Source organism: Oceanicaulis sp. (assembly GCF_965249665.1).
Lineage (GTDB): Bacteria > Pseudomonadota > Alphaproteobacteria > Caulobacterales > Maricaulaceae > Oceanicaulis.
The window spans coordinates 439,776-462,746 of record NZ_OZ252247.1 but is presented as its reverse complement, the minus strand read 5'-3'; the positions used below and the strand labels follow the sequence as shown (position 1 = coordinate 462,746).

Below are 22,971 nucleotides of genomic sequence, written 5' to 3'. Positions count from 1 at the left end.
TGTTCGGGGCGTGCCGCGTAGGGTCCCGCCCATGATAAGGCGATTTGACGATCGGAGCGGCCATGCGGCTCGATGAAATAGCAATCATCCATTCGGGGCGCGCCTCGAAGGGGGGCGAGGCTGTCCTGGGAGCCGGCAATCTCTCCGACGGTCGGCTAGTAGACCTGCCGCCCATGGAGGCTGCGAGCGAACACGCGCCTGAGCTTGGCGACATCCTAATTGCGGCCAAGGGCGTGGCTCCGCGCGTGGCATGGGTTCGCGAACGCGTCCGTACAGGCGTCGGACCCAACCTCATTATCGTGCGGACGAAGCCGGAGCTTTCGGGGCCTCTGTACGCGATCCTGTCATCGCGCCGATACCTCGACTTCCTTGTAGGTCTGTCACGCGGCAGAGCGACCGTTTTCTCGCTCAGCGCCAAAGACCTAGCACAGCTGGAAATACCGGACCTATTGAACACCGCCACATACGCGCAGCTCGTGGAGCTGGCCGAAGCGGGTTACGACGCGGCGCTGGAAAGCGCCCACGTACGACGAAACCTGGCGCTCGACCTCGTTCGCCAAGACCTCCTCTCCGACATGAAAGGGCGCTGACCATGCCTGAGCTGACCCGTGAACAATTGAACGCCCACCTCTGGTCCGCCGCGGACATCCTGCGCGGCTCGATCGATAGCGCCGACTATAAGGGCTACATCTTTGGATTCTTATTCCTTAAGCGCCTGTCCGACCGCTTCGAGGAAGAAGCGCTGGAGCTGATCGCGGATGGCCTTGATGAAGACATCGCCTGGAGCGATCCGGATGAGCACCAGTTCTTCGTGCCCGAGCGCGCGCGCTGGTCTGAGCTGTTGAAGCAAGGCTCTGACATCGGTGAAGCGCTGAACAAGGCCTGCGCTGCGCTGGAGGACGCCAATCCGTCGATCGAAGGCGTGCTGGTGAACATCGACTTCAACAGCGAGTCCCGGCTCGGCGATCAGAAGAATCGCGACAACGTCCTTGCCCAGCTGATCCGCCACTTCTCGCGGCTCTCGCTGAAGAACGCGGACCTCTTAGAGCCTGACATTCTGGGTCGCGCCTACGAATACCTGATCGACAAATTCGCCGATGACGCCGGCAAGAAGGGTGGGGAGTTCTACACACCGCACACCGTGGTCCGGCTCCTGGTTGAACTGCTGGAGCCTGAGGAAGGTATGCGCATCTGCGACCCGACCTGCGGCTCCGGCGGCATGCTGGTCCAGACGGCCGAATACATTCTGGAACAGCGCGGCCTCAGACTCGGCGAGCAGGGCGTTCTGAACCTGACGCTGCACGGTCAGGAAAAGAACCTCGGCACGTGGGCGATTGCCAAAATGAACTTGTTGCTCCACAGCCTGCCGGATGTGCGGGTTGAGAAGGGCGACACGATCCGAAACCCGCAGCTCCTGGACTCCGATGGGTCGCTGATGCTCTACGACCGCGTCATCGCGAACCCACCGTTCAGTCTCGACAAGTGGGGCGCGGACGACATTCCGGGTAAGAACGGGTCCCAGGACAAGTGGCGTCGCTTCCCCTACGGCCTTCCGCCGAAAAATGCAGGGGACCTGGCTTTCGTCCAGCACATGCTGGCCACCCTCAAGTCTGATGGCCGCGCCGCCATCGTCATGCCCCACGGCGTGCTTTTCCGCGGCTCCGGTGACGGGCGCATCCGCCAAGGTCTATTGGAACATGACCTGATAGAAGGGGTGATCGGGCTTCCCGAAAACCTGTTCGCCGGGACCGGCATCCCGGCGGCGATCCTATTGCTCAATCGCGACAAGCCGGCTGAGCGAAAGGAGAAGGTCCTGTTCGTTCATGCGGCCAATGAGTACGAAGCGCGCCCCAAGAAAAACATCCTGACGCGCGACAACATTGACCGGATCGTCGCGGCGTGGACCAGCTGGTGCGACCAGGATCGGTTCTCACGAGTGGTTAAACTCGAAGAAATTAAAGAGAACGACTTCAATCTGAACATCGCTCGATATGTTGACACGCTCGAGCCTGAAGAGCCGGTCGACCTTAACGCTTCCATGGCCGCTCTGAGGCAGGCGGAGAAGGCTCGTGACTTGGCAGCCTCCAGAATGGACAGCCTTCTGAAGGAGCTTGGCTATGGAGGTTAACGGGTGGAAGCTCCGAAGCATTGGCGACTTTCTCACTGAAAGCCGGATTCCGGGGCGAGCTGGGGACGAGGCCCGCAAATTGACAGTTCGGTTATATGGAAAAGGAGTAATCGCAAAGCGTGAAACTTGGGGGAGCGCCGCGACGAAATACTACCGGCGCCGAAGCGGTCAGTTCATCTACAGCAAGCTGGATGCACTGAATGGAGCGTTCGGTATCGTCCCGGAAAGCCTGGACGGGTTCGAGTCGACGCTTGATCTGCCCGCCTTCGATTTTCGGGGCGAAGTCGATCCGGACTGGCTCCTGCAAAGCGTTTCTAGGCCAGCGTTCTATGGCCGCTTCAAATTCTCAGCGATTGGATCACGCAAGGCGAACCGGGTGCCGGTCGATGAGTTTCTTGCGTCAAAGCTGCTTGCTCCACCGGTTACTGAACAACGCGCCATTGCGCAGGCGATCAGAACCGGGATTGACGCACTTCAGGCTGCCCAGAACTCGATTACATTACTGGAACGCGCCAAGCGCGATGCGATGCGACGCCTCCTGACGCTCGGAATGAAGGGGGACGCGGCAGAGCTGACGCCGCTGAAAGAGAATTGGGTCCTGGGCCGGATCGCCGAAGGTGTGGAGGCGATCCCAAAGGACTGGCGGCTCGTCCAGTTGACCAAGTACGCGAAACTGGAAAGCGGCCACACGCCGAGCCGGAACCATCCGGAGTATTGGGAGGGAGACATTCCGTGGGTCTCGCTGGCGGACACCGATCGGTTCGACGCGCCGCGACTCCTCGATACGACTGAGACCATTGGCGACCTCGGCCTGAAACACTCGTCTGCAAGGCTGTTGCCCGAAGGCACGGTCGTGTTCTCGCGCACCGCGACAGTTGGGAAGGCCGCAATTCTTGGACGCCCAATGGCGACGAGCCAAGACTTCGCTGATTGGGTCTGCGGTTCGAAAGTGTCGCCACGCTACCTGCTTCAGGTGTTCCGTCATATGAGTCGCGAATGGAAGCGGCTCCAGGCCGGCAGCACACACCAGACGATCTACATGCCGACCTTCAAGAAGCTGCAAATCCTGCTTCCGCCCTTCGACGAGCAGGAGGCGATCGCCGATGTCGGGGAAGCGTTCGATCAGCGCATCGCCGCTGAACGCACCGCGCTGGACGACCTGCGGGCCTCAAAGGATGCGCTTGCTCAAGAGCTGCTTTCCGGTCGTGTGCGCCTCCCCGGGGCGACGATCCGGCGGCTCGCATCAACGGACCATGCAGAGGCGTCATGACCGATCCCCGCCGGAGCGAAGAGCTGAATGAAGTCGAGCTGCCAGCCGCAGCTCTGCTTGAGGACATGCTCGGCTACACGCCGCTCGACCGGGCGGCCCTCAATGGGTTGCGCGACAGCGAGGCCGAGCCAGTTCTGACTGAACGGCTGCGCGAAGCGGTGCGTCGGCTGAACCCGTGGCTCGACAGCTCCGGCGAAGCGAAAGTGATCAACGCGGTGACCCGGCTCGCCGGTGTCGACCTGACTGAACGCAACCAAGCGGCCCACGTCGCGGTCGCGTTCGGGGTAACCGCGCCGCACACCGATGAGAATGGCCGACGAAAAGACCGTACGGCTCGCCTCATCGACTTCGACAATCTGGAAAACAATACGTTCGAGTTCGCGCGGCAGGTCCGGGTCAAGGGCGCGCGCGAGACGATCATCCCGGACCTGGTCGTATACGTGAACGGCCTGCCGCTGGCCGTGATCGAGTGCAAAGCCCCGAGCTTGGCCGATCCGATTGAAGAGGCGATCACACAGTTTCGCCGCTATCAGGGTGAGGCCGAGTTCTCCAGTCTCGGTGCGCCGCGTCTCTTCGAGAACGCCCACATCCACGTGGCGCTGAGCGGCACGGCGGCGAAATACGGAACGACGAATACACCGCCGCAATACTGGGCCGAATGGAACGAACCCTATCCGCTATCGCTCGACGCGCTGAAAACCGAACTGGGCAAACTGCCCCGTCCGCAGGAATTGCTGCTGGCCAGCATGTTCCGGAAGGAGAGCCTTCTTGAGCTGATGCGGACCTTCGTTGTTTACGAGATCGATCGCGGCGTGCGGATCAAGAAGATCGCGCGCTATCAGCAGTTCATCGCAGTCGAGCGGGCCGTGAAGCGTATCCTTGGCGCTGAAAGGCCCGACCTGCGCGGTGGCGTGATCTTCCATACCCAAGGCTCGGGCAAATCGCTGACGATGGTCTTTCTGGCGAGCCGGCTGCGTCGCCTGAAAGCGGCGGAAAACCCGACGATCGTGATCGTCACAGACCGTAGCGACCTGGACGACCAGATCAGCGGCACGTTCGATCACTGCCAGTATCCGGACCCGATCCAGGCGGAAAGCGGTGAACATCTCAGGGAAGTGCTCGCCACGGGCGGCGGACCCACCGTGATGACCACGATCCACAAATTTCACACCGCGGTTCCGGACACCAAGAAGCCGATCACGACCGCTGAGAACGTCTTCGTGCTCGCTGACGAAGCGCACCGGACGCAGTACAGCAGCTTGGCGGCTCGCATGCGCGCTGGTTTGCCGAAGGCCTGCATGATCGCCTTCACCGGAACCCCGATCGACAAACGCGATCGGAGCACGCGGCAGGTCTTCGGCGACGAAATCCACCGCTATACGATCGACCAAGCTGTGAGGGACGGCGCGACCGTTCCGATCCACTACGAAATGCGCGATGCGCGATTGCGGATCGAGGGCCGCGACCTGGAGCGTGAGCTGCGAGCCGCCTTCCCGGAGCTGGACGAGGAGCAACTTCGCGAGCTGAAGAAGCAGACACCTGTTGCTGAGCTGGTAGCCGGGCTTCCGAGCCGGATTGATGACATCGCAGCTGACCTGCTGGACCACTTCGCGACCACGGTCGATCCGAACGGGTTCAAGGCTCAGCTGGTCGCCATCAGTCGCGAGGCCGCCGTGACCTACCACGAAGCGATCCAGCGACTAGGCGGACCGGAGAGCGCCGTTATCATGTCCGGGAGCCAGAATGATACCGCCAAGCTGAAGGCCCATCACACGAAGCCGCGCGAGCGCGATCAGCTTATTACGAGGTTCAAGGACCCCGCTGACCCGCTGAAGATCATCGTTGTGTGCGATATGCTGCTTACAGGCTTTGACGCGCCGATCGAGCAGGTTATGTACTTGGATGCCCCGCTGCGAGAGCATACGCTTCTCCAAGCGATCGCCCGTGTGAACCGGACTGCGACAGGTCCCTCAGGGTCGAAGACCCACGGCCTTGTCGTAGACTATTGGGGCGACAACACACGGATCGCTGAAGCCCTCGACATGTTCTCCGAGGAGGATGTCGCAGGAGTGCTGAGCACATTGGCGGATCGCATTTCGCTGATGCACAACCGACATCGGACGGCGATGCGCTATTTCGACGGCGTCGATCGCACTGATGCGGAAGCATGCATAGCCGTGCTCGCTTCCGAGGATGTGCGGGCCGCATTCGACATGGCCTTCAGACGCTTCGCAGAAGCGGTGGATATGGTGTTGCCCGACCCCGCCGCACTGGAAGAGCCATACCATTCTGACCTGGCCTGGCTCGCGGGCATTCGAGCGCAGGCGCGCGCACGGTACCGCGACGAACGGCTCAAGTACGCGCACTATGGCGCGAAGGTTCGGGAACTGGTCGAGGCCAGCCTGAAATCGGATGGGGTTGAGAAAATTCTCGCGCCCGTCTCGATTTTGTCGCCAGATTTTCAGCGCAATCTCGCGAGTCTGTCCTCGGATGAAGCGCGAGCGAGTGAAATGGAGCATGCGATCCGGCATGAAATCCATGTTCATCGCGACGAGAACCCGGCCGTCTTCTCCTCACTGTGGGAACGCCTTGAGCAGATGATCAACGACCGCCGCACCGGACGCGTAAGCGCGGCAGCGGCCCTTGATGAGCTTTCGGGCATCGCTGAAGGAGTGCGGGGTGCCGTTACGGGGTCAGGGGTTGGCTGCACGCGTCTGTCCGGTACGCCTGGCGCAATCCTCGGATTGTTCGGCGATGATGTTGAAAGCGATCAGGAGCGCTTGGCGACTGCTGTCACGAGCGAACTGGAAAAGCTTGCGGTGATCGATTGGAACGCCAAGGAAGACGTGAAGCGGCAGATGCGCCGAACGGTGAAAGGTCAGCTTCGCGAAGCCGGACTTGCCGCCCCGGCGATCGAGAAGCTGACGGCGCAGATCATGGATGTCGCCAGAGCGCGAATGACGAAATGAGCGCGTCCGAACGCATCATCGTTGGAGGTCAGGAGATCGTCCTTTCTGTTCGGCGTACAAGCCGTCGAAAGACGATCGCGCTTTCATTCGGCGCAGATGGCCTCAAGGTTCTAGCGCCAGCAGAGCTGAGTGATCGTGAGGTCCGGGCCTTCATCGATCGCAAGCGCGAATGGGTTCTCAAGAAACATGCGGGCTTTGAAGAAGTAGGCGGACTTCACCCGCCGCGAGAGTTCGTCAGCGGCGAGGCCTTCAGCTATCTCGGGCGGACATATCGCCTTCGCATCTATTCAGCGGAAGATGCATCGCAGAGAGGAGCCGCCCTGCGGGGCGGTATCTTCGAGGTTCCGGTGCGTTCGGATGAACGAGGCGCTGGTGAAGCTCTCGCGGTACGGCGTCGCCTACGGGCCTGGTACGAAAAGCGCGCGAGGGTGAAGCTCATAGAGCGAATGGGCCTATACTGTGATCGCCTCGGGCTGAAGATGCCGGCCGTACGTCTAGCGAACCAGCAGAAGCGGTGGGGCAGCTGCGACAAGGAGGGGACGCTTCGCTTCAACTGGCGGATCGTGATGGCGCCTATTGCGCTCGTGGACTACGTCGTAGCGCACGAGCTGTGCCATATCATCGAGCACAATCACTCAAGCCGTTTCTGGCGTCTGCTGGAAACGACCTATCCTGACATGAACGCCGCCCGGGAGAGGCTGCGGCGTGAAGGGCACAGGTATTATTTCTGATATTTGAGATGGTGGATGTTACTTCGAGCTATGCTGTAAAATTTAAATGTTTGTTAGCGAGCCGTGTCCACAGCGCCGCTGACCTTGCTAGCGACATCCCTGACCGTGTCCTCAGTCAGGTGAGCATAGCGCTGCGTCGTCCGGAGCTCTTTATGACCAAGGGCTGCACCTACGGCGTAGAGAGGCGCGCCTGCATTCACAGCAAAGGATGCGAAGGAATGGCGCAAGTCGTGAATCCGGACATCCTCCAGTCCGGCCCGCTTACGAATACGGTTCCAGGCTGACTTGATACATGAGGTCGGTTGAGTGGGTGTCTTCTGGCTGGGAAACACCCATCTCAATGATGGTGTGTCGCAATCTTCCAACCATTTAACGATTACAGCCTCGGCCTCAGGTGACAGCTGTCGACGCAAGGCTGTGCGCTGCTGACGTTCGCCTTTTTGATGGCCAGCCGGGACAGTCCACACGGCCTGTCCCGTTCCGAGGCCTTCGAGATCAGAGCGTCGCATCTCCAGGACCTCTCCTTTGCGCGCGCCGGTCAGCAACAAAAACTCCAGGATCGTCGCAGCGCAGCGATTGTCGTCTTCTTTGAGGGCGCGGAGCAGGCGTGATGTCTCGTCATGGGTGAGATACCGCTCCACCGCGTTCTCCGGGTATTTCTTGACGGGCTTGCAGGGATTGCCTGCACGCCACTCATTCTCAATCGCCAGATTGAACATTTTGGACAAAAGGGAGAAGGAGCGGTTTGCCGCGCCGGGCGTCTCTTTCATTTTGGCCATCATGTCGCGCACTTGCGCCACTGATACGGACGCGACCATCTCCCGAGCAAAGCGTGGCTCTAGATGGAGCCGCCATAGACGCCGGTTTTCCTCAACTGTGCGGGGTTTGTTCTTCGTGGTCGCATGTTGATCGAGATAGACATCCCAGAGGTCCATCATCCGGGGTGCGTGAATGCGATCTGACCGCTCTCGAGACGGGTCGCCTCCATCATCGACTCTTACGCGTAAGCTGCGCGCTTTTCTTCGCGCCTCCTCGACCTTCATCATCGACGCCTTGCCCAAGGCTTTGGATCGCTGGTCGCCATTCTCGTTACGATACCAGAATGCGAATGATTTCGAGCCTGCAGGCGTGACGCGGACGTATAATCCGGGGCACTCGCTATCCCAGACCTTGTAGTCCTTCCTGGTGGTGGCGAGCTTTGCGACGCTCGTATTGGTCAGCCTCTGTTTGTTCTTCATCGTCATTGATCCCAAGTCGTTCTCAAACCCTGCTTCCATGGAAGCACCGTGGAAGCAGAGCGGGTGGGGCAAACCAGCCCCTTGATGGGGTGAAGAAGAACACGCCGCCTTTCTAAAGCCAATATGGAACAATGACTTGTGGGGCGGTCCGGGGTTTGTTGGGGCGATCAGGTGGAAGTCTGACACAGACTACGAATCTGGGGGTCGGGGGTTCGAATCCTCCCCGGCGCGCCACCTTTTCTTCTTCTTCGCGTCCGCTCAACTGATCTCCGCTCATGCTTGGGGCGGACGGTCGCGTATGCGAACCCTGCGGGTTCGACGTTGGCCCGCTCAGGCGCTGTCTTCCTCGTAAAACACTTAGATGCGCTAAACTTGAGCCAATGGCTCGTTTGTTTGCTGAGCTGGGCCTGGCTCGCGCCGGTCTCTTGCGTCACCCACAAAGTGTTGAAACACACCGAAGGCGGGCTGGGTCAGAAAAAGCCGCACCACACTCAGGGTAAATCTGATATTCTGGTGTTGGGAGGCGCGTATGTCTGACGGGCGCAGTCGAGGTCTGGGAGCTGTGATGGCGGGGCTTGGTCTCGCCATTTGCGCTGTATTTGCGGCGCAGGCCCAGAGCGCTCAGCCGGCTCAATCCGCCCGTCTCGCCCAGCCCCAACAACAGGCGCCGCGGCCTGATCAGCCGGTCTCGACCGAGGTGGATTGGGAGGCTGTGCGCGCTGATGTCGCCCAAAGACGAAGCGTCGGGAGACTGACCGCGGCGCGGGCTGTCAGCGCTCCGGTGCTGCCGCGCAATTACGAGACGAGCCAGGCGGACGACACCCGAGTGCCGATTTTGACGCCAAATACGGCGGCGCTTGGGTTTGAGCGTCAGGCTGAAGTCTTACTGTTTGCGCGCGGTGATTTTTATACGCTCACCATTCAGGGCGAGGGCCTGATCATCGAGGTGTTCGGCACCCGGCTGGCCCATGCGCAGGTCGAGGATGCGAGAACCGCGCGCTTTCTGCGCGGGGTGGGGCCTGAGGGCTATCGCACGACACGCACCCGGTCAGGGCGGGAGCTGACCTTCAACCGCTATAATGTAGCCTATTCCATCACGCTCGAGTGCGACGCGCCCGAGCAGGACGCCCGCTGTGTCGAGCCGGAATATGGCGAGGGTCTGATGCAATCGCTGCAAATCATGCCCGGGACCCGGGGATGGGAGGGGGCGGGATGAACCGACGTGCGGTCGACTATGCGCTCGCCCTGCTTGTCGCGATCTGCGGCGGTGCGGTGCTGGTGTTTTGGCCGCACGCTTCAGACGCGCCAGTCCCTGACACGCCGCCTGCGCAGGATGCGCCAGCAGAACCTGCAGACGCATCAGAGGATGAGCCAGCGGTGGAGGACCCGCCGCCCGCAGAAGAGGCCGAGCCGCCAGAAGAAGAGGCTGAACCGCCCGCCGAGCCACCGGAAGAGCCTGAACCTGAGCCGGAAGGGCCGCTCGTTGATGCGGCCGGGGCCCCATTTTCTTTCATGCCGCCGGGCGTTCTGACGCCGGGCAGCGGGACGGGACAGACCGAGCAGATCAATTATGTCCCGGGCATGCGCTTTCCCATGGAGGCCGGACAGGCCTACGCCAACTCTCAAGTCTATGGGCATGGCGGTTATCTGGGCCCCGGCGGCGGCCAGTGTGCGTCAGAGAACTATTCCTATGCCTGGCGCGATAATTTCTGCGAAACACGATCATACTCAGCGCCGCTCTGTCCGTCCGGCACGGGGCATCAAGGCCAGGATATCCGCCCTGCAACCTGTCAGGATGCGGTGCACTGGGCGGTGGCCGCTGATGACGGCGTGATCACGTCTGTCGGCAGTTATTCCGTCAGGCTGATGAGCCCGGACGGCGTTCGCTACACTTATCTTCATCTGCAACGCCACAGCTTGCAGGTGGCGACCGGAGACAGCGTGAGCAAAGGCGAGCGATTGGGGTTTGTGTCGAATGAATTTGGCGGCACGCCCACTACCATTCACGTACACTTTGAGATCAAGATGGCGATCCAGACGCCCCAAGGCCTGCAGAATGTGAATGTTCCGCCCTATCTTGCGCTAGTGGACAGCTATCAGCGACTCTTGTCTGAAACAGCGGGCGATCACGGGTAAGCGCCTGACGCGTATGCTTGCTGCATCCACACGTGGAATGAGGGTCCGCACCAAGCCTCTGTGATCCGGAGGTAAACATGGCGGCGGCGCTCTCAAGTCAGGCTGAGACGGATCCGAACCCGATCGAGGGTGCGGCGTCACAGGCCGAGCCTTGGCGCGCCGTGTCTTGCAGCCCGATGGGCAACGCTTTAGACGCGCGCTCGCATGATCGGCGAAGCCCATGGGCGCATCAGCAGATGTCAGACGGGCTCATCACCGGCTATGGAGCCGGGCTGATGAAGGCGATCTCGGAGATCTTGCGGGCGCACCGTTTATGCCGCAGCGCGCGGCAGGCGAAAGCACGCTGAATGTAATCAGTGAACAGGTCAGAGAGCCGGGCCGTCGCATGACGTCTGTGACCCGCGAGATCAGTTGGGTTGCCGCCGCTTTCAGTTAAAGTGCCAGGGAAATCAATAACCTGCCGGATTCTCTGTTCGGATGGGTCAGGGGGCGGATTGCAAGTCCGAATCTAGCGCCTGCACGTAAAGGTAAAATATTTTTCTCGCTCTGGGGGCTCAATTGTCTAGGGCTTTCTCATGAAAATCAACAAGTTGGACGCAGCTCTGGGTGTAATTTTCATATGCTTCAGGAATTCTGGAAATGGTTCATTAAGAGAATTCGACGAATCTATTTATTAGATGAACTCAATATATGCATTCAGTATTGGGCATCACTTGGATAAATAGGGGGCAGACATGCCAGCTTTCGCCGAACGGACGGATTTCACCCTGCGTGACCCTGGTGCTCTGGGGGCTTTGCTCGTTTACGATTGGCGATTGCGAAAACTGCTCACGGATGACGAGGTGATCACCGAAGCGGTGGATCGTCCCGTGTCGACCGGAGTGCTGCGGCATCTGCAACGCTTGGGCTATATCAAGGCGGTGCACGGCGTCAGACCTCATGGCGGACGTATGCGGCTCTGGCCGATTGAGGAAGTGCTCAAATTGCAGATTGTTCTGGATGTGCGCCACACAACCGGCGCGCGGTTGTCCGCCTGTGTGGATGCGATCAATCTGGACCCGACCGCGATTGATTTGGCGATCGAGGACTGGGAGCGTCATGTAGGCTCCAAAGGTGATGCGCGGAGCGCTGTCAACCGAGAGTCCAAGGGCGGACATCCGCTGGCTGACCAGGCGTTTATCGCGGCTCTGGCTGCAGCTTCGGTTCAGGCCTTCATCAGCCGCAGCGGTTTTGACACCGTGTCGGAACCGGCATTTCTTTTATAGCTTAACTAGCTTGCGCGGCGCCGCAGCAATTGCTTTCCTGATCAAAACCGGTTCGCATGAGCGAAAAGACCGATTGATCAGGGAGGCATATTGCCATGAGCGATATTCGTTTTGACGGACGCGTAGCGATCGTCACGGGCGCGGGCGCGGGTCTGGGCCGTTCTCACGCTCTGGAGCTGGCGCGTCGCGGCGCCAAAGTGGTCGTCAATGATCTGGGCGGCGCGGTGGATGGCACAGGATCATCCCTCAGTGCGGCGGAAACCGTCGTTGAGGAGATCAAGGCCGCTGGCGGCGAGGCCATCGCCAATGGCGCGAACGTCACCCAGCCTGAAGACGTCGCCGCCATGGTCGACGCTGCACGCGAGACATGGGGCAAGGTCGACATCCTGGTCAACAATGCCGGAATTCTGCGTGACAAAAGCTTCTCCAAGATGTCGCTCGACGACTTTCGTGCCGTGATGGAGGTCCATCTCTGGGGGGCGGTGGTGTGCACCAAGGCGGTCTGGGATCACATGAAAGAGGCCGGGTATGGCCGAATCGTGATGACCAGCTCATCCTCCGGAATCTATGGCAATTTCGGCCAGTCCAACTATGGCGCCGCCAAGATGGGGGTTGTGGGCCTGATGAACGTTCTCCATCTGGAAGGGCGTAAGAACAACATCAAGGTCAACACCCTGTCGCCCACCGCCCATACCCGCATGACCGAAGGGCTGATCCCTGAAGAGGCCGCCAAGCTGATGACGCCGGAAAGCGTGACGGCGGGCCTTGTCGCCCTGTGCGCTGAAAACGCGCCCGACCGCACCATTCTGTGCGCCGGCGCCGGCGGGTACGCCGCCACCAAGATTTATGAAACGCCCGGCGTCTATCTGCCGCCTGAAGAGCAGACGGCGGAGAACGTCCTGGCCAATATGGACAAGATCACCTCTGATCATGGCCAGGAAGAGTATGAAGAAGGCGCGCGCCAGACCTTCAAATTCATCCAGTACGCCGCCAAGCATTTCGACCTGGCCCTGGGCTAGGACAACTCCCTTAACGCCAGCAAAGGAGCCTCACCATGCGTGAAGCGCTTATCGTCTCCACCGCCCGTACGCCGATCGGCAAGGCCTATCGCGGCGCGTTTAACGACACCCAGGCCCAGGAACTGGGCGGCCACGCCATCAAGCACGCCGTCGAACGCTCAAAAGTCGCGCCGGACGAGATCGAGGATGTGATCATCGGCGCCGCCATGCAGCAGGGCTCGACCTTCCAGAATATCGGTCGCCAGGCCGCGATCCGCGCCGGGCTGCCCACCGCCGTGTCCGGCATGAGCATGGACCGTCAGTGCGCCTCGGGCATGATGGCGATCGCCACCGCCGCCAAGCAGATCATTTCAGACGGCATGAACGTCACTGTCGGCGGCGGTCTTGAGTCCATCTCGCTCGTGCAGAACGAGCATATGAACATCCACAAGGCCTTTGATCCGTGGATCAACGAGCACCGCCCGGACCTTTACATGTCCATGCTGGAGACCGCGGAAATCGTCGCAGAGCGCTATGGCGTGTCGCGCGAAGCCCAGGACGAGTACGCCCTGCAATCGCAACAGCGTACCGCCGCCGCTCAGGCTGCGGGCAAGTTTGACGACGAGATCGTCCCGCTGACCTCCACCATGCTGGTCAAGGACAAGGCGACGGGCGAGATCTCCAAGCAAGAAGTGACGCTGGAGAAGGATGAGGGCAATCGCCCGTCCACTACGCTAGAGAACCTGCAATCGCTGAACCCGGTCTTCGCCAATGGTCAGCAGATCCAGCAAGGCAAGTTCATCACGGCGGGCAACGCCTCCCAGCTGTCAGACGGCGGTTCCGCTGCGGTTTTGATGGAAGGCAAGGAAGCCGAAAAACGCGGGCTGGAGCCGCTGGGCGCCTATCGCGGCATCGCCGTGGCGGGGCTGGACCCGGACGAGATGGGCATTGGCCCGGTCTATGCGGTGCCGAAGCTTCTGAAAGCCAATGGCCTGACCATGGACGATATCGGCCTGTGGGAGCTCAATGAAGCATTCGCCGTGCAGGTTCTGTACTGCCGTGACAAGCTGGGCATCCCGAATGAGAACCTGAACGTCAATGGCGGCGCCATCTCCATCGGTCACCCCTATGGCATGTCCGGCGCCCGCATGGTCGGCCACGCCCTGATCGAGGGCAAACGCCGCGGCGCGAAATATGTCGTCTGCACCATGTGCGTCGGCGGCGGCATGGGCGCAGCGGGCCTGTTTGAAGTGCTGTAAGGCGCTGCAACGCTCCAAAATGTTAAAGGCCGGCCTGGTGATCCAGGCCGGCCTTTTTAACGACGTCTCAGGGTCTGCAGTTCCCGGGACGCCGTATGTCAAAGTGAAGCTAGACGGCGTTCAGCGCATAGCCGGCTGACCGCACCGTGCGGATCGGGTCAAGCTCGCCGCCGATGCTGAGCGCCTTTCTCAGGCGACCAATATGCACGTCCACGGTGCGCGCCTCTACATAAACATCAGAGCCCCACACAGCGTCGAGCAGTTGTTCGCGTGAGAACACCCGGCCAGGGTGCTGCATCAGATAGTCGAGCAGTCTGAATTCGGTTGGGCCGAGATGGATTTCCGTGTCAGCTCGCACCACGCGGTGGGCCACCCGGTCGATGGTGATGTCGCCCACATTGACGGTGTCTTCGGCCAGCCCCGGCCGGATGCGGCGCAGAACGGCGCGGACCCGCGCAAACAGCTCTTTCATCAAGAAGGGTTTGACGATGTAGTCGTCCGCGCCGGTGTCGAGCCCGCGAATGCGATCCGCTTCCTCGCCGCGCGCGGTCAGCATGATGATCGGCAGGTTGCGCGTCTCATGACGGTTGCGCAGTCGGCGGCAGACCTCGATGCCCGAGATTTTCGGAAGCATCCAGTCGAGCACCACCACATCAGGTTGGCGCTCCTCAACCAGCATCATCGCCTCTTCGCCATCTGCGGCGAGGGAGACCCGGAAGCCTTCTTTTTTCAGATTGTACTGAAGCAGCTCGGACAGAGCGTCTTCGTCTTCTACGACCAGGACATGCGGTTGCATGGCGATCCCCTTCGCTAGGACGTTTCAGGACGAGGGCCGCGCGGCCGATCAGCCGTCAGCTCTTGCCCGGTAACCAGGTAATGGACTACTTCGGCGACATTGGTGGCATGGTCGCCGATACGCTCGAGATTCTTGGCGATGAACAGAAGGTGCGCACCGGGCTCGATCATCGAGCCGTCTTCACGCATGGCGGTGACGAGATCGCGGAACAGCGCATTGTAATGCTCGTCCACATCGTCATCGCGTTCCCAGACGGCCACAGCCCGGCTGGCTTCGCCGGTCGCATAGGCGTCCAGAACCTGATGCAGATGGCTTTGAACCACCCGTCCCATCCGCTCCACGGCGCTGTTGAGAGCGGTGGGTTCAGACGCGTTCAGCGTAGGCACCCGGCGGGCGATGGATTTGGCCAGATCGCCAACGCGCTCCAGGTCCGCCACGATTTTCAGCGCCGCAATACAGACGCGCAAATCCTGGGCGATGGGCTGACGCAGGGCGAGCAGGCGAATGATCTTCTTCTCGATATCGCGCTGCATCTGGTCCACTTGCGCGTCGCGCTGGCGAACTTCATCGGCCAGATCGCCGTCACGACTGGTCGCGGCGTGCAGCGCGTCCCTGACCATGCTTTCGGCCAAACCGCCCATGGCCGCCACATCGGCGGTCAATTGTTCAAGCTCTTCAGAGAAAGCTTTGACGATGTGCGGCGCGTTATGCGTCGTGTTCATTGCGATGGCCTTTCAAAGGTCCGTTGCCGCGTAAGGCTTATCCAAAACGTCCGGTGATGTAGTCCTGCGTGCGTTGGTCGAGCGGGTTTGTGAAAATTTCCTCGGTGGGCCCGTATTCGACGAGCTTTCCAAGGTGGAAGAAGGCGGTCATTTGCGACACGCGCGCGGCCTGGGCCATGGAGTGGGTGACGATGATCAGCGTGTAATTTTCTCGCAGCTCGTCGATCAGTTCTTCAATGCGCGCGGTGGCGATCGGATCGAGCGCCGAGCACGGCTCGTCCATCAAGATGACTTCGGGGTTCACCGCGATCGCGCGCGCGATCACCAGTCGCTGCTGCTGACCGCCGGACAATGACGTGCCGGGATGATGCAGGCGGTCGGAGACTTCATCCCAGAGCCCGGCCTTGATCAAGCTGGTCTCGACAATGTCGTCCAGCTCAGCCTTGGTCTCCGCCAGTCCGTGAATGCGGGCGCCATAGGCCACGTTTTCAAAGATCGACTTGGGGAAGGGGTTGGGTTTCTGAAACACCATGCCCACCCGTGCGCGCAGGACCACCGGGTCCACATTGCGACCGTTCACCTCTTCTGAATCGATGCGGATGGAGCCGGCCACGCGCGCATTGTCGATGGTGTCGTTCATCCGGTTCAGGCAACGCAGGAAGGTGGATTTGCCGCAGCCTGACGGACCGATGCAGGCGGTGACCGCCCGATCCGGGATCTCCAGCGAGACGCCTTCAAGGGCGGGCTTGTCGCCATAGCGCACGCTGACGTCTTGCGTCGCCACCTTGATCGGGAGCTGCGCTGTCAGAGGGTGATAGCGCGTCGGCTCGCCCTGGGCTTCGTAGTCGGGTTTCATCAGTGTGTTCACCTTACCAGCGTCTCTCAAAGCGGCGCCGCAAATAGATGGCGACGGCGTTGAAGCTGATCAGCAGCGTCAACAGCGCCAGAATGGCTGCGGCGGTGCGCGCTTCGAAGGCGCGCTCGGCGCTTGAAGACCAGATATAGATTTGAACCGGCATGACCGTGGCCGGTTCGGTGAAGCCCGCAGGACCCAGCGTCGGCGGGTCGGCGATAAAGGCCACCATGCCGATCATAAGCAAAGGGGCGGTTTCGCCCAAAGCTTGCGCCAGGCCGATGATCGAACCGGTGAGGATGCCTGGCAAGGCCAGCGGCAGCACGTGGTGGAACACCGCCTGGGTGCGCGATGCGCCGACGCCAAGCGCGGCTTCGCGGATGGAGGGCGGGACGGCTTTCAATGAGGCGCGTGAAGAAATGATCACCGTGGGCAGCGTCATCAGGGCCAGCACCATGCCGCCCACCAGCGGCGCAGACCGGGGCAGCCCGAACAGATTGATAAAGACCGCCAGGCCCAACAGACCGAATACGATAGAGGGAACGGCGGCGAGATTGTTGATGTTCACCTCGATGAAATCGGTCAGCCGGTTCTTGGGCGCGAATTCTTCAAGATAGATGGCCGCGCCGACCCCGATCGGCACCGCCAGGAACATGGTGATGATCATGGTCAGCACCGAGCCCGCCAGTGCGCCGGCGACGCCCGCCAGCTCTGGCTCGCGGCTGTCGGCGTTGGTGAACAAGGTGGTGTTGAACCCGTTCTCGATCAGCCCGCGCTCTTTCAGCGCGCGCGCCCAGACGATCTGACGATCGCTGATGCGCCGGGCCATGGCGGGCGTTTCAATGACCCAGAGAGACCAGGTGTCCATCATCTCAGGCGCCGCGTCTGGGCCAATCAGCCAGTCACCTTGTGCGCTGCGGCCATCGGGCTGCAACTGGGTAATGCGCAGAACCCCGCCCTGGGCGCGCAGCATCAAGGAGGCTGTTTGCGAGTTCAACTGCACCGGGCCGGCGTCCGAGCGCGCCGCCTCAAGCGCCTGAACCAGATCGCGGGCGCGCTGGGCTTCAGCTTCAAGGCTGTTGCGCGCATCTGCATCGAGCTCTTCAGCAGCCCGAGCGGCGGATCGCTCTGCCCGACGTTGCGCTTGAGCGATGGCGTCATCCTGACGCGCCCGCACAATATCCAGGAAAACGTCGAACACCGGCGCCCCGGTCTGGGACCGAAGACTGAGGCCGCCATCGCGCGCCTGTGTGACGGTTAAGGGTGCTGCGCCAGGCAGGAAGGCCTCTTCGGTGGTGAGCCCTTTGAGGTAGAGATCCGCATCGTCGGACACAGGCATGGTGAAGCGGATGGTCTCTCCAAGGACGTCAGGATTGGAGACGACCTCATTGAGCAAGCGTGCGGCGTTCACGGCGCTGTACAGGCCGAAAAGCTCACGCATTTCGCTCACGGTGCCAGCTTCGGGGAACTGGGCCCACAGGCTGTTCTGGATCAGCGTGTTGTAAGACCCCAAGCGCAGGGAGGCTTCGCTGGCGTCTCCGCGCGGGTCGGCGATCTCTGGACGAATATCGACATCCAGCACGAGCTTGTGCGCGGTGAAGGCGGGCACGGACTGGACGATCAGCGAGCCCAGCAAGACCGCCAGGAACAGCACCGCCGCGCTGATCGCCGCCAGTCCATAGAACTGGAAACGCTGTTCGGCGCGATGCCGACGGGCCAGGCGTGCCTGAACCACATCGCGTATGGACGGCGGGTTACTCATAACGTTCCCGGAAGCGTTGCACCACGCGCAGCGCGATGATGTTCAAGATCAAGGTCATGACGAACAGCACCAGTCCCAGCGCAAAGGCCGAGAGCGTTTTGGGGCTGTCAAACTCCTGGTCTCCAGTCAGCAGCATGACGATCTGCACGGTGATGGTGGTCACGGATTCCAGCGGGTTGGCCGTCAGGTTCGCGCCCTGTCCGGCGGCCATGACCACGATCATGGTTTCACCTACGGCGCGCGACACGGCGAGCAGCAGCGCGCCGACAATGCCGGGCAGGGCGGCGGGAAAAACCACGTGCCGGACGGTTTCAGACTTGGTGGCGCCCATGGCGTAGCTGCCATCGCGCAGGGCCTGGGGCACGGCGTTGATGACATCGTCAGACAGCGAGGAGACGAAGGGGATGATCATCACACCCATCACCAGGCCGGCGGACAGGGCGGACTGGGTGACCGCGTCTTCATAGCCCAGCATCAGCGCGAACTGGCGCAGGAACGGTCCCACCGTCAACAGCGCGAAGAAGCCGTAGACCACGGTGGGCACGCCGGCCAGGATCTCGAGCGCAGGCTTGGCCCAGGCGCGCATACGGGGACTGGCGTATTCCGACAGATAAATCGCGGAGAGCAATCCGATGGGCGCAGCGACCATCATTGCGATCAGGGTGATCAAGGCGGTGCCGGCGAACAGCGGTACCGCGCCGAAGGCGCCCGACTGGCCTATCTGGTCCGCGCGAATGGCGATTTGCGGGCTCCAGTGAAGGCCGAAGAGGAACTCGTGAATGCGCCAGTCAATGGAGGCGAAGAAGCGGATCGATTCAAAGAGCAGCGAGAAAACGATGCCCAATGTGGTCAGGATTGCGATGGCCGAGGTCATCATCAGTGCCAGGCTGACCACGCCTTCCACCCGGTCGCGGGCGCGGAAGTCCGCCTTGATGCGCGTGCGGGCGAAGATCAGCCCCGCCAGCGCCAGGGACAGGGCGACGCCCGCCGCGCTCCAGCGAAACAGGTCTTCCCAGGGACGGAGCGCCAATGCGGCGGCGCGCACATTCTCGGTGTTGCGGCTGGCGAGGCCTTCATTGAAGGCCAGGGCGCGGGCGTCGGCGATGAACAGTTCACGCTGTTCGCGCGGCGCGCGCCAGTATTCAAAGCCCGCGCGGGCTCGGACGCCGGGTACAGTATGCGGCGCGCGCGCCGCCACAGATGCTGCGATGAGGCTTCGGCGCGTTTCGAGTTCTGAGGCGAATGCGTTGCGCTCGGCGGTCAGCGCGCCGAGCGCCCGCAGATATCGCTCAGCATCGCCCCCCTCGCGTTCCGCCCGAAACATTTCATTTCGCGCGGACAAGGCCTCGGCTTCAATCTGGATCGTTTCTTCCAGAAGCGCCTGATAGTCTGCGTCACGGGCGATTTGCGCTTCATACTCACGGATCAGCGGCGCCGCTTCGCGCTCCAGTTCGCCCATGGCCAGCGTGTTGACCAGGTTCGCGCCGAACAGGCCATAGACTGCGAGCAGAATGAACGCGGGCAAGCCGGTCCATAAAGCGAGATAATAGCCGTAGTAATTGGGCAGGGAATGCAGCCAGGACGCACGCCCGTTCGACGCCGCGACAGCGCGACGACGACCGACCAGAAATCCAATAGCTGTCAGCACCAAAAGCGCTAGCACAGCAAAGAGAGACGATTGCATGAACCCACCGGGTAAGGCATCGGTCCGCACGACAGCGGATCAGACCCTGTTCAGACTGATTGATCCGGGAACATGGTCGGGATCGATCAATTCAATATGAAGGTATGATGACAGTTTCGTGACGCAGGCGGTCAGCCTATTGCGCCGCGCTGTCTTCCGTACGGTGAAGGTCCGGTTGCGTCGCGGTGTTGGCGCTGGTCGCCACCGGGAAAAACACCGTGAACACGGACCCGGTCTCGGGCGCGCTTTCAACGGTGAAGCCGCCACGATGGCGGTTGACGATGTGCTTGACGATGGCCAGACCCAGCCCGGTGCCCGAAGACGGCCCGCTTTTCTGTCCGTCGACGCGGAAAAAGCGTTCCGCCAGGCGCGGCAGATAACGCCGTTCAATACCGCCGCCCTGATCCTGAACGCGCACCACGCCAAAGCGGGCGTCAGGGTCCAGCGCAGGAGCGGTCAGCGTCAGTCGGCCGGATTCAGGATCGATCCGCGCGCCCAGATGCTCGGCGGCATCGCGAGAGACGCCATGATTGACGCTAATGTCCACCTGTGAGCCGTCCGGCGAATACTTGATGGCGTTCTGCACCAGGTTTTCGATCACTTCATACAATTGATCACGATCGCCGCGCACCGGCGCGCTCTCGCTGTCAGCTTCCGCAAGCTTGAGGGTGATGTTGCGCCGTGTCGCCACAGGCGCCAGGGCTTCGGCCACATCGGCGGTCAGCGCATTGAGGTCCACCTGACCGGTGGGGGGCATATGCTCGTTCATCTCAACCCGGCTGAGCGACAGCAGGTCATTGATCAGGCGTCGCATGCGCTCGGTCTGAACCGTCATGATCCCCAGGAAGCGGTCGCGCGCCTCTTCATCATCGCGAGCGGGGCCGGACAGGGTCTCGATGAAACCCGCCAGCGAGGCGAGCGGGGTGCGCAATTCATGACTGGCGTTGGCCAGAAAGTCCGCGCGCATTCGTTCCGCGCGTTTGGAGTTGGTGTCGTCAGCCAGCACGAGCATGGCGCGAAACGGCATCGGACCGGGCGCGGACAGGCGGATCGGCTCCACAAAGGCGCGCACATGGCTTTCCAGCGGCGCCAGGGTGGAATATTCGACCGTCGCTCCGCGATCGCCCCGCAGGGCTGCGCTCACCGCTTCCAGAACGCGCGGCTGTCGCAACACGGTGGACAGCAACCCCCGTTCCGCGCCCAGCCCCAGAAATGTACGGGCGGCGGGATTGGCGCGTTCGATTCGCCCGCCCGCGCCGATCAATAGAACCGGGATGGGCAAACGCTCCAGCATGGTGACGCTGGCTTCGCCCTCAAGGTCGCGCGGCGCGTTCACCGCCATAGGGCGAGGATTGGGTTCGGCCGTGGTCAGTGCGGTCAAATAGTAGATGAAACCCAAGGCGATAAAGGCCAGCGCGCCGCCCAGAAAAGCGCCGGCCGACAGCTCGCCCGCCATTGTCAGAACCAGCATGATGCTGAGTCCGATGGACGCCGTCAGGGCGATGTCACGCCGCCGCGGACGGTCACCCTTGAGGCGCTTTTGAGAGGAGGAGCGGTCATCAGCCATGCCCTTACGTAGCACGGGAATGTGACACCTCGGAAACCCTCCTTGTTTTATGGTTTCAGCCCGTCGCGACAGGGCGGACCCCGCCTAAATTTTTTGTAATTCGAGAAATTTTTAGCGATTTTCGATAATCTTTGATTGACTTTCGAGAGCGCGCTTATAGGGTGCAATTCAGGTTTTGTACTTTTTGTTCGGGGGAGGGCCCGTGTCCCTTTTGCGTATTTCACCGTTTTTTGCGCCTTTGCTGCTGGGCGCTTGCGCCAGCGTCGTCACGCCTGGCGCATCTGACCTTGTCGTTTCTCCTGAAACGTTTTCTGCCATTCCGTCACAGATGGATGCGTCCGCGTCTGACTGGGTGGCGGCGTTTGAGGATCCAGTTTTGCAGGCTTTGGTGTCTGAAGCGCTCGACGCCAACCCGACCGTCGCTGCGGCGCTCGCCAATTTTGAGGCGGCCCAAGCCGGAGCCAGGGTTTCGGGCGCGGCGCGTTTGCCGTCCCTGGACGCCTCGGGCGGGTATTCTGATCAGACGCCGGGCAGCACCGGTTGGTCGTCCGGCCTGGAAGCCAGCTGGCAGGCGGATGTCTGGGGGAGGTTGAGCGATCAGGCCCGATCCGGCGCGCTGACCGCTGACGCCGCTCGCGCAGACTGGTACGGGGCCCGGTTGTCGATCGCCGCTTCTGTGGCGCGGTCCTGGTACGCCCTGATCGGCGCCAGCCAGCAGGCCGCGCTGGCCCAGGCCGATGTCGAGACGCGCACCAATCAGCTTGAAATCGTCGAGCGTCGCTTCCAGCGCGGCGTTGTCCGCTCCTCGGACGTGCGCACCGCGCGCTCAGCGCTGGCCTCCTCTGAGGCCACGCTGGCTTCTCGACTGCGGGCGGTCTCCAACGCAGCGCGGGCGCTCGAGGTCAATCTGGGTCGGTATCCCTCCGCCCAGATCCTGCCGGCTGAAGATCTGCCGACGCTGGGCGCATTGCCCAATCCGGGGCGCCCTGAAGCCATGCTGTCCCGCCGCCCTGACGTGGTGGCGGCGCAGGCGCGTCTGGCGGCGGCGGGCTTTTCCGCTTCAGCGGCGCAAAAAGCGCTCTATCCCGGTCTGAGCCTGCGAGCCAGCCTGGGTGATGGCGGGGCGGATCTGGCCGATGCGCTCGACTTTGACGATCTGGTCCGCACCGTCGCAGGGTCTATCACCGCGCCGATCTTCCAGGGCGGCCGCCTGCGTGCGCAACGCGATCAGGCTGACGCTCAGGCCGAGCAGCTCTCCGCCCGGCTGGTAAGCACCACGCTGACGGCGCTGCGTGAAGCGGAGGACGCGATCGAGGCGGATCGCCGTCTGGATCAGCGTGTTCAGGCCCTCACCGTGGCGGCGGATGAAGCCCGTGAAGCTCTGGCGCTGGTCGAGCGTCAGTACGCCTCTGGGCTGTCGACGATTTTTGAACTGATTGACGCGCAGACGCGACAGATCTCCGCGCAATCGCAACTCATCACAGCGCGCAATGACCGGGTGGATAACCGGATCGCGCTGCATCTGGCCATAGCGGGCGATTTTCGCGCCGCCGGCGGCGTTACTGCATCCAATATCGATAACTAGGACATCAT

General features: G+C 61.6%; 19 protein-coding genes and 1 tRNA gene. 13 read left to right on the top strand and 7 right to left on the bottom strand.

The annotated features are described in order from the left end of the window. The first annotated feature begins 62 nt into the window (after positions 1–62). From ACP154_RS02305 to ACP154_RS02285, 5 genes are read left to right on the top strand one after another with little or no spacing between them, the layout of a single operon-like run. A complete protein-coding gene (locus ACP154_RS02305; protein ID WP_421857237.1) occupies positions 63–590 on the top strand; it encodes a hypothetical protein in 528 nt (175 codons plus the stop codon). 2 nt (positions 591–592) lie between these two features. Continuing rightward, positions 593–2,128 carry an N-6 DNA methylase gene (locus ACP154_RS02300; protein ID WP_421857239.1) on the top strand — a complete coding sequence of 512 codons (1,536 nt, stop codon included), beginning with the start codon at positions 593–595 and terminating at the stop codon, positions 2,126–2,128. After that, the gene (locus tag ACP154_RS02295; RefSeq protein WP_421857241.1) at positions 2,118–3,398 is read left to right on the top strand and encodes a restriction endonuclease subunit S; all 1,281 of its coding nucleotides are present in this window, start codon (positions 2,118–2,120) and stop codon (positions 3,396–3,398) included. Before ACP154_RS02300 ends, ACP154_RS02295 begins: the two co-directional genes overlap by 11 nt. After that, positions 3,395–6,367, top strand: a complete 2,973-nt coding sequence (locus ACP154_RS02290) for a type I restriction endonuclease subunit R (protein ID WP_421857243.1) — start codon at positions 3,395–3,397, stop codon at positions 6,365–6,367. Before ACP154_RS02295 ends, ACP154_RS02290 begins: the two co-directional genes overlap by 4 nt. Next, positions 6,364–7,098, top strand: a complete 735-nt coding sequence (locus ACP154_RS02285; RefSeq protein ID WP_421857245.1) for a M48 family metallopeptidase — start codon at positions 6,364–6,366, stop codon at positions 7,096–7,098. The genes ACP154_RS02290 and ACP154_RS02285 overlap by 4 nt, the downstream gene beginning before the upstream one ends. Positions 7,099–7,151: 53 nt before the next feature. On the opposite strand, the gene ACP154_RS02280 is transcribed toward ACP154_RS02285, so the two are convergent. Further along, complete coding sequence (locus ACP154_RS02280; protein ID WP_421857247.1) at positions 7,152–8,375, bottom strand: tyrosine-type recombinase/integrase; 1,224 nt, start codon at positions 8,373–8,375, stop codon at positions 7,152–7,154. A 124-nt stretch (positions 8,376–8,499) separates the two neighbouring features. On the opposite strand from ACP154_RS02280, the gene ACP154_RS02275 reads away from it, so the two are divergent. The 7 genes from ACP154_RS02275 (at position 8,500) to ACP154_RS02245 (ending at position 13,994) form a co-directional block, all read left to right on the top strand. Next, positions 8,500–8,570, top strand: a tRNA-Arg gene (locus ACP154_RS02275). Between the two features lie 295 nt (positions 8,571–8,865). Next, the gene (locus ACP154_RS02270) at positions 8,866–9,552 is read left to right on the top strand and encodes a hypothetical protein (RefSeq protein WP_421857249.1); all 687 of its coding nucleotides are present in this window, start codon (positions 8,866–8,868) and stop codon (positions 9,550–9,552) included. After that, positions 9,549–10,472 (top strand): M23 family metallopeptidase, encoded by a 924-nt coding sequence (locus ACP154_RS02265; RefSeq protein ID WP_421857251.1) that lies wholly within the window; start codon positions 9,549–9,551, stop codon positions 10,470–10,472. Before ACP154_RS02270 ends, ACP154_RS02265 begins: the two co-directional genes overlap by 4 nt. Before the next feature lie 77 nt (positions 10,473–10,549). Next, on the top strand, positions 10,550–10,819 hold the full coding sequence (locus ACP154_RS02260) for a hypothetical protein (protein WP_421857253.1): 270 nt from the start codon (positions 10,550–10,552) through the stop codon (positions 10,817–10,819). Between the two features lie 387 nt (positions 10,820–11,206). Continuing rightward, positions 11,207–11,737 carry a hypothetical protein gene (locus ACP154_RS02255; RefSeq protein WP_421857255.1) on the top strand — a complete coding sequence of 177 codons (531 nt, stop codon included), beginning with the start codon at positions 11,207–11,209 and terminating at the stop codon, positions 11,735–11,737. A gap of 95 nt (positions 11,738–11,832) precedes the next feature. Continuing rightward, positions 11,833–12,756 (top strand): SDR family NAD(P)-dependent oxidoreductase, encoded by a 924-nt coding sequence (locus tag ACP154_RS02250; RefSeq protein WP_421857256.1) that lies wholly within the window; start codon positions 11,833–11,835, stop codon positions 12,754–12,756. Between the two features lie 35 nt (positions 12,757–12,791). After that, a complete protein-coding gene (locus tag ACP154_RS02245; RefSeq protein WP_421857258.1) occupies positions 12,792–13,994 on the top strand; it encodes an acetyl-CoA C-acyltransferase in 1,203 nt (400 codons plus the stop codon). Between the two features lie 109 nt (positions 13,995–14,103). Here ACP154_RS02245 and phoB read toward each other — a convergent pair whose 3' ends face one another. From phoB to ACP154_RS02215, 6 genes are all read right to left on the bottom strand, one after another. Further along, complete coding sequence (gene phoB, locus ACP154_RS02240; protein WP_107711477.1) at positions 14,104–14,790, bottom strand: phosphate regulon transcriptional regulator PhoB; 687 nt, start codon at positions 14,788–14,790, stop codon at positions 14,104–14,106. Between the two features lie 14 nt (positions 14,791–14,804). After that, a complete protein-coding gene (gene phoU / locus ACP154_RS02235) occupies positions 14,805–15,512 on the bottom strand; it encodes a phosphate signaling complex protein PhoU (protein ID WP_107711476.1) in 708 nt (235 codons plus the stop codon). Positions 15,513–15,549: 37 nt separating this feature from the next. Further along, complete coding sequence (gene pstB, locus ACP154_RS02230; protein ID WP_107711475.1) at positions 15,550–16,368, bottom strand: phosphate ABC transporter ATP-binding protein PstB; 819 nt, start codon at positions 16,366–16,368, stop codon at positions 15,550–15,552. A gap of 13 nt (positions 16,369–16,381) precedes the next feature. Further along, positions 16,382–18,127 (bottom strand): phosphate ABC transporter permease PstA, encoded by a 1,746-nt coding sequence (gene pstA, locus ACP154_RS02225; RefSeq protein WP_421857261.1) that lies wholly within the window; start codon positions 18,125–18,127, stop codon positions 16,382–16,384. Further along, positions 18,120–19,811, bottom strand: a complete 1,692-nt coding sequence (gene pstC, locus ACP154_RS02220; RefSeq protein ID WP_107711473.1) for a phosphate ABC transporter permease subunit PstC — start codon at positions 19,809–19,811, stop codon at positions 18,120–18,122. Before pstC ends, pstA begins: the two co-directional genes overlap by 8 nt. 136 nt (positions 19,812–19,947) lie before the next feature. After that, positions 19,948–21,378, bottom strand: coding sequence for a sensor histidine kinase (locus tag ACP154_RS02215; RefSeq protein ID WP_421857263.1), 1,431 nt, complete (start codon positions 21,376–21,378; stop codon positions 19,948–19,950). A gap of 202 nt (positions 21,379–21,580) precedes the next feature. Between ACP154_RS02215 and ACP154_RS02210 the strand changes: the two genes are divergently transcribed. After that, entirely contained in the window at positions 21,581–22,963 is a 1,383-nt protein-coding gene (locus ACP154_RS02210; RefSeq protein ID WP_421857265.1) for an efflux transporter outer membrane subunit, read from the top strand. The last annotated feature ends 8 nt before the right edge of the window (positions 22,964–22,971 follow it).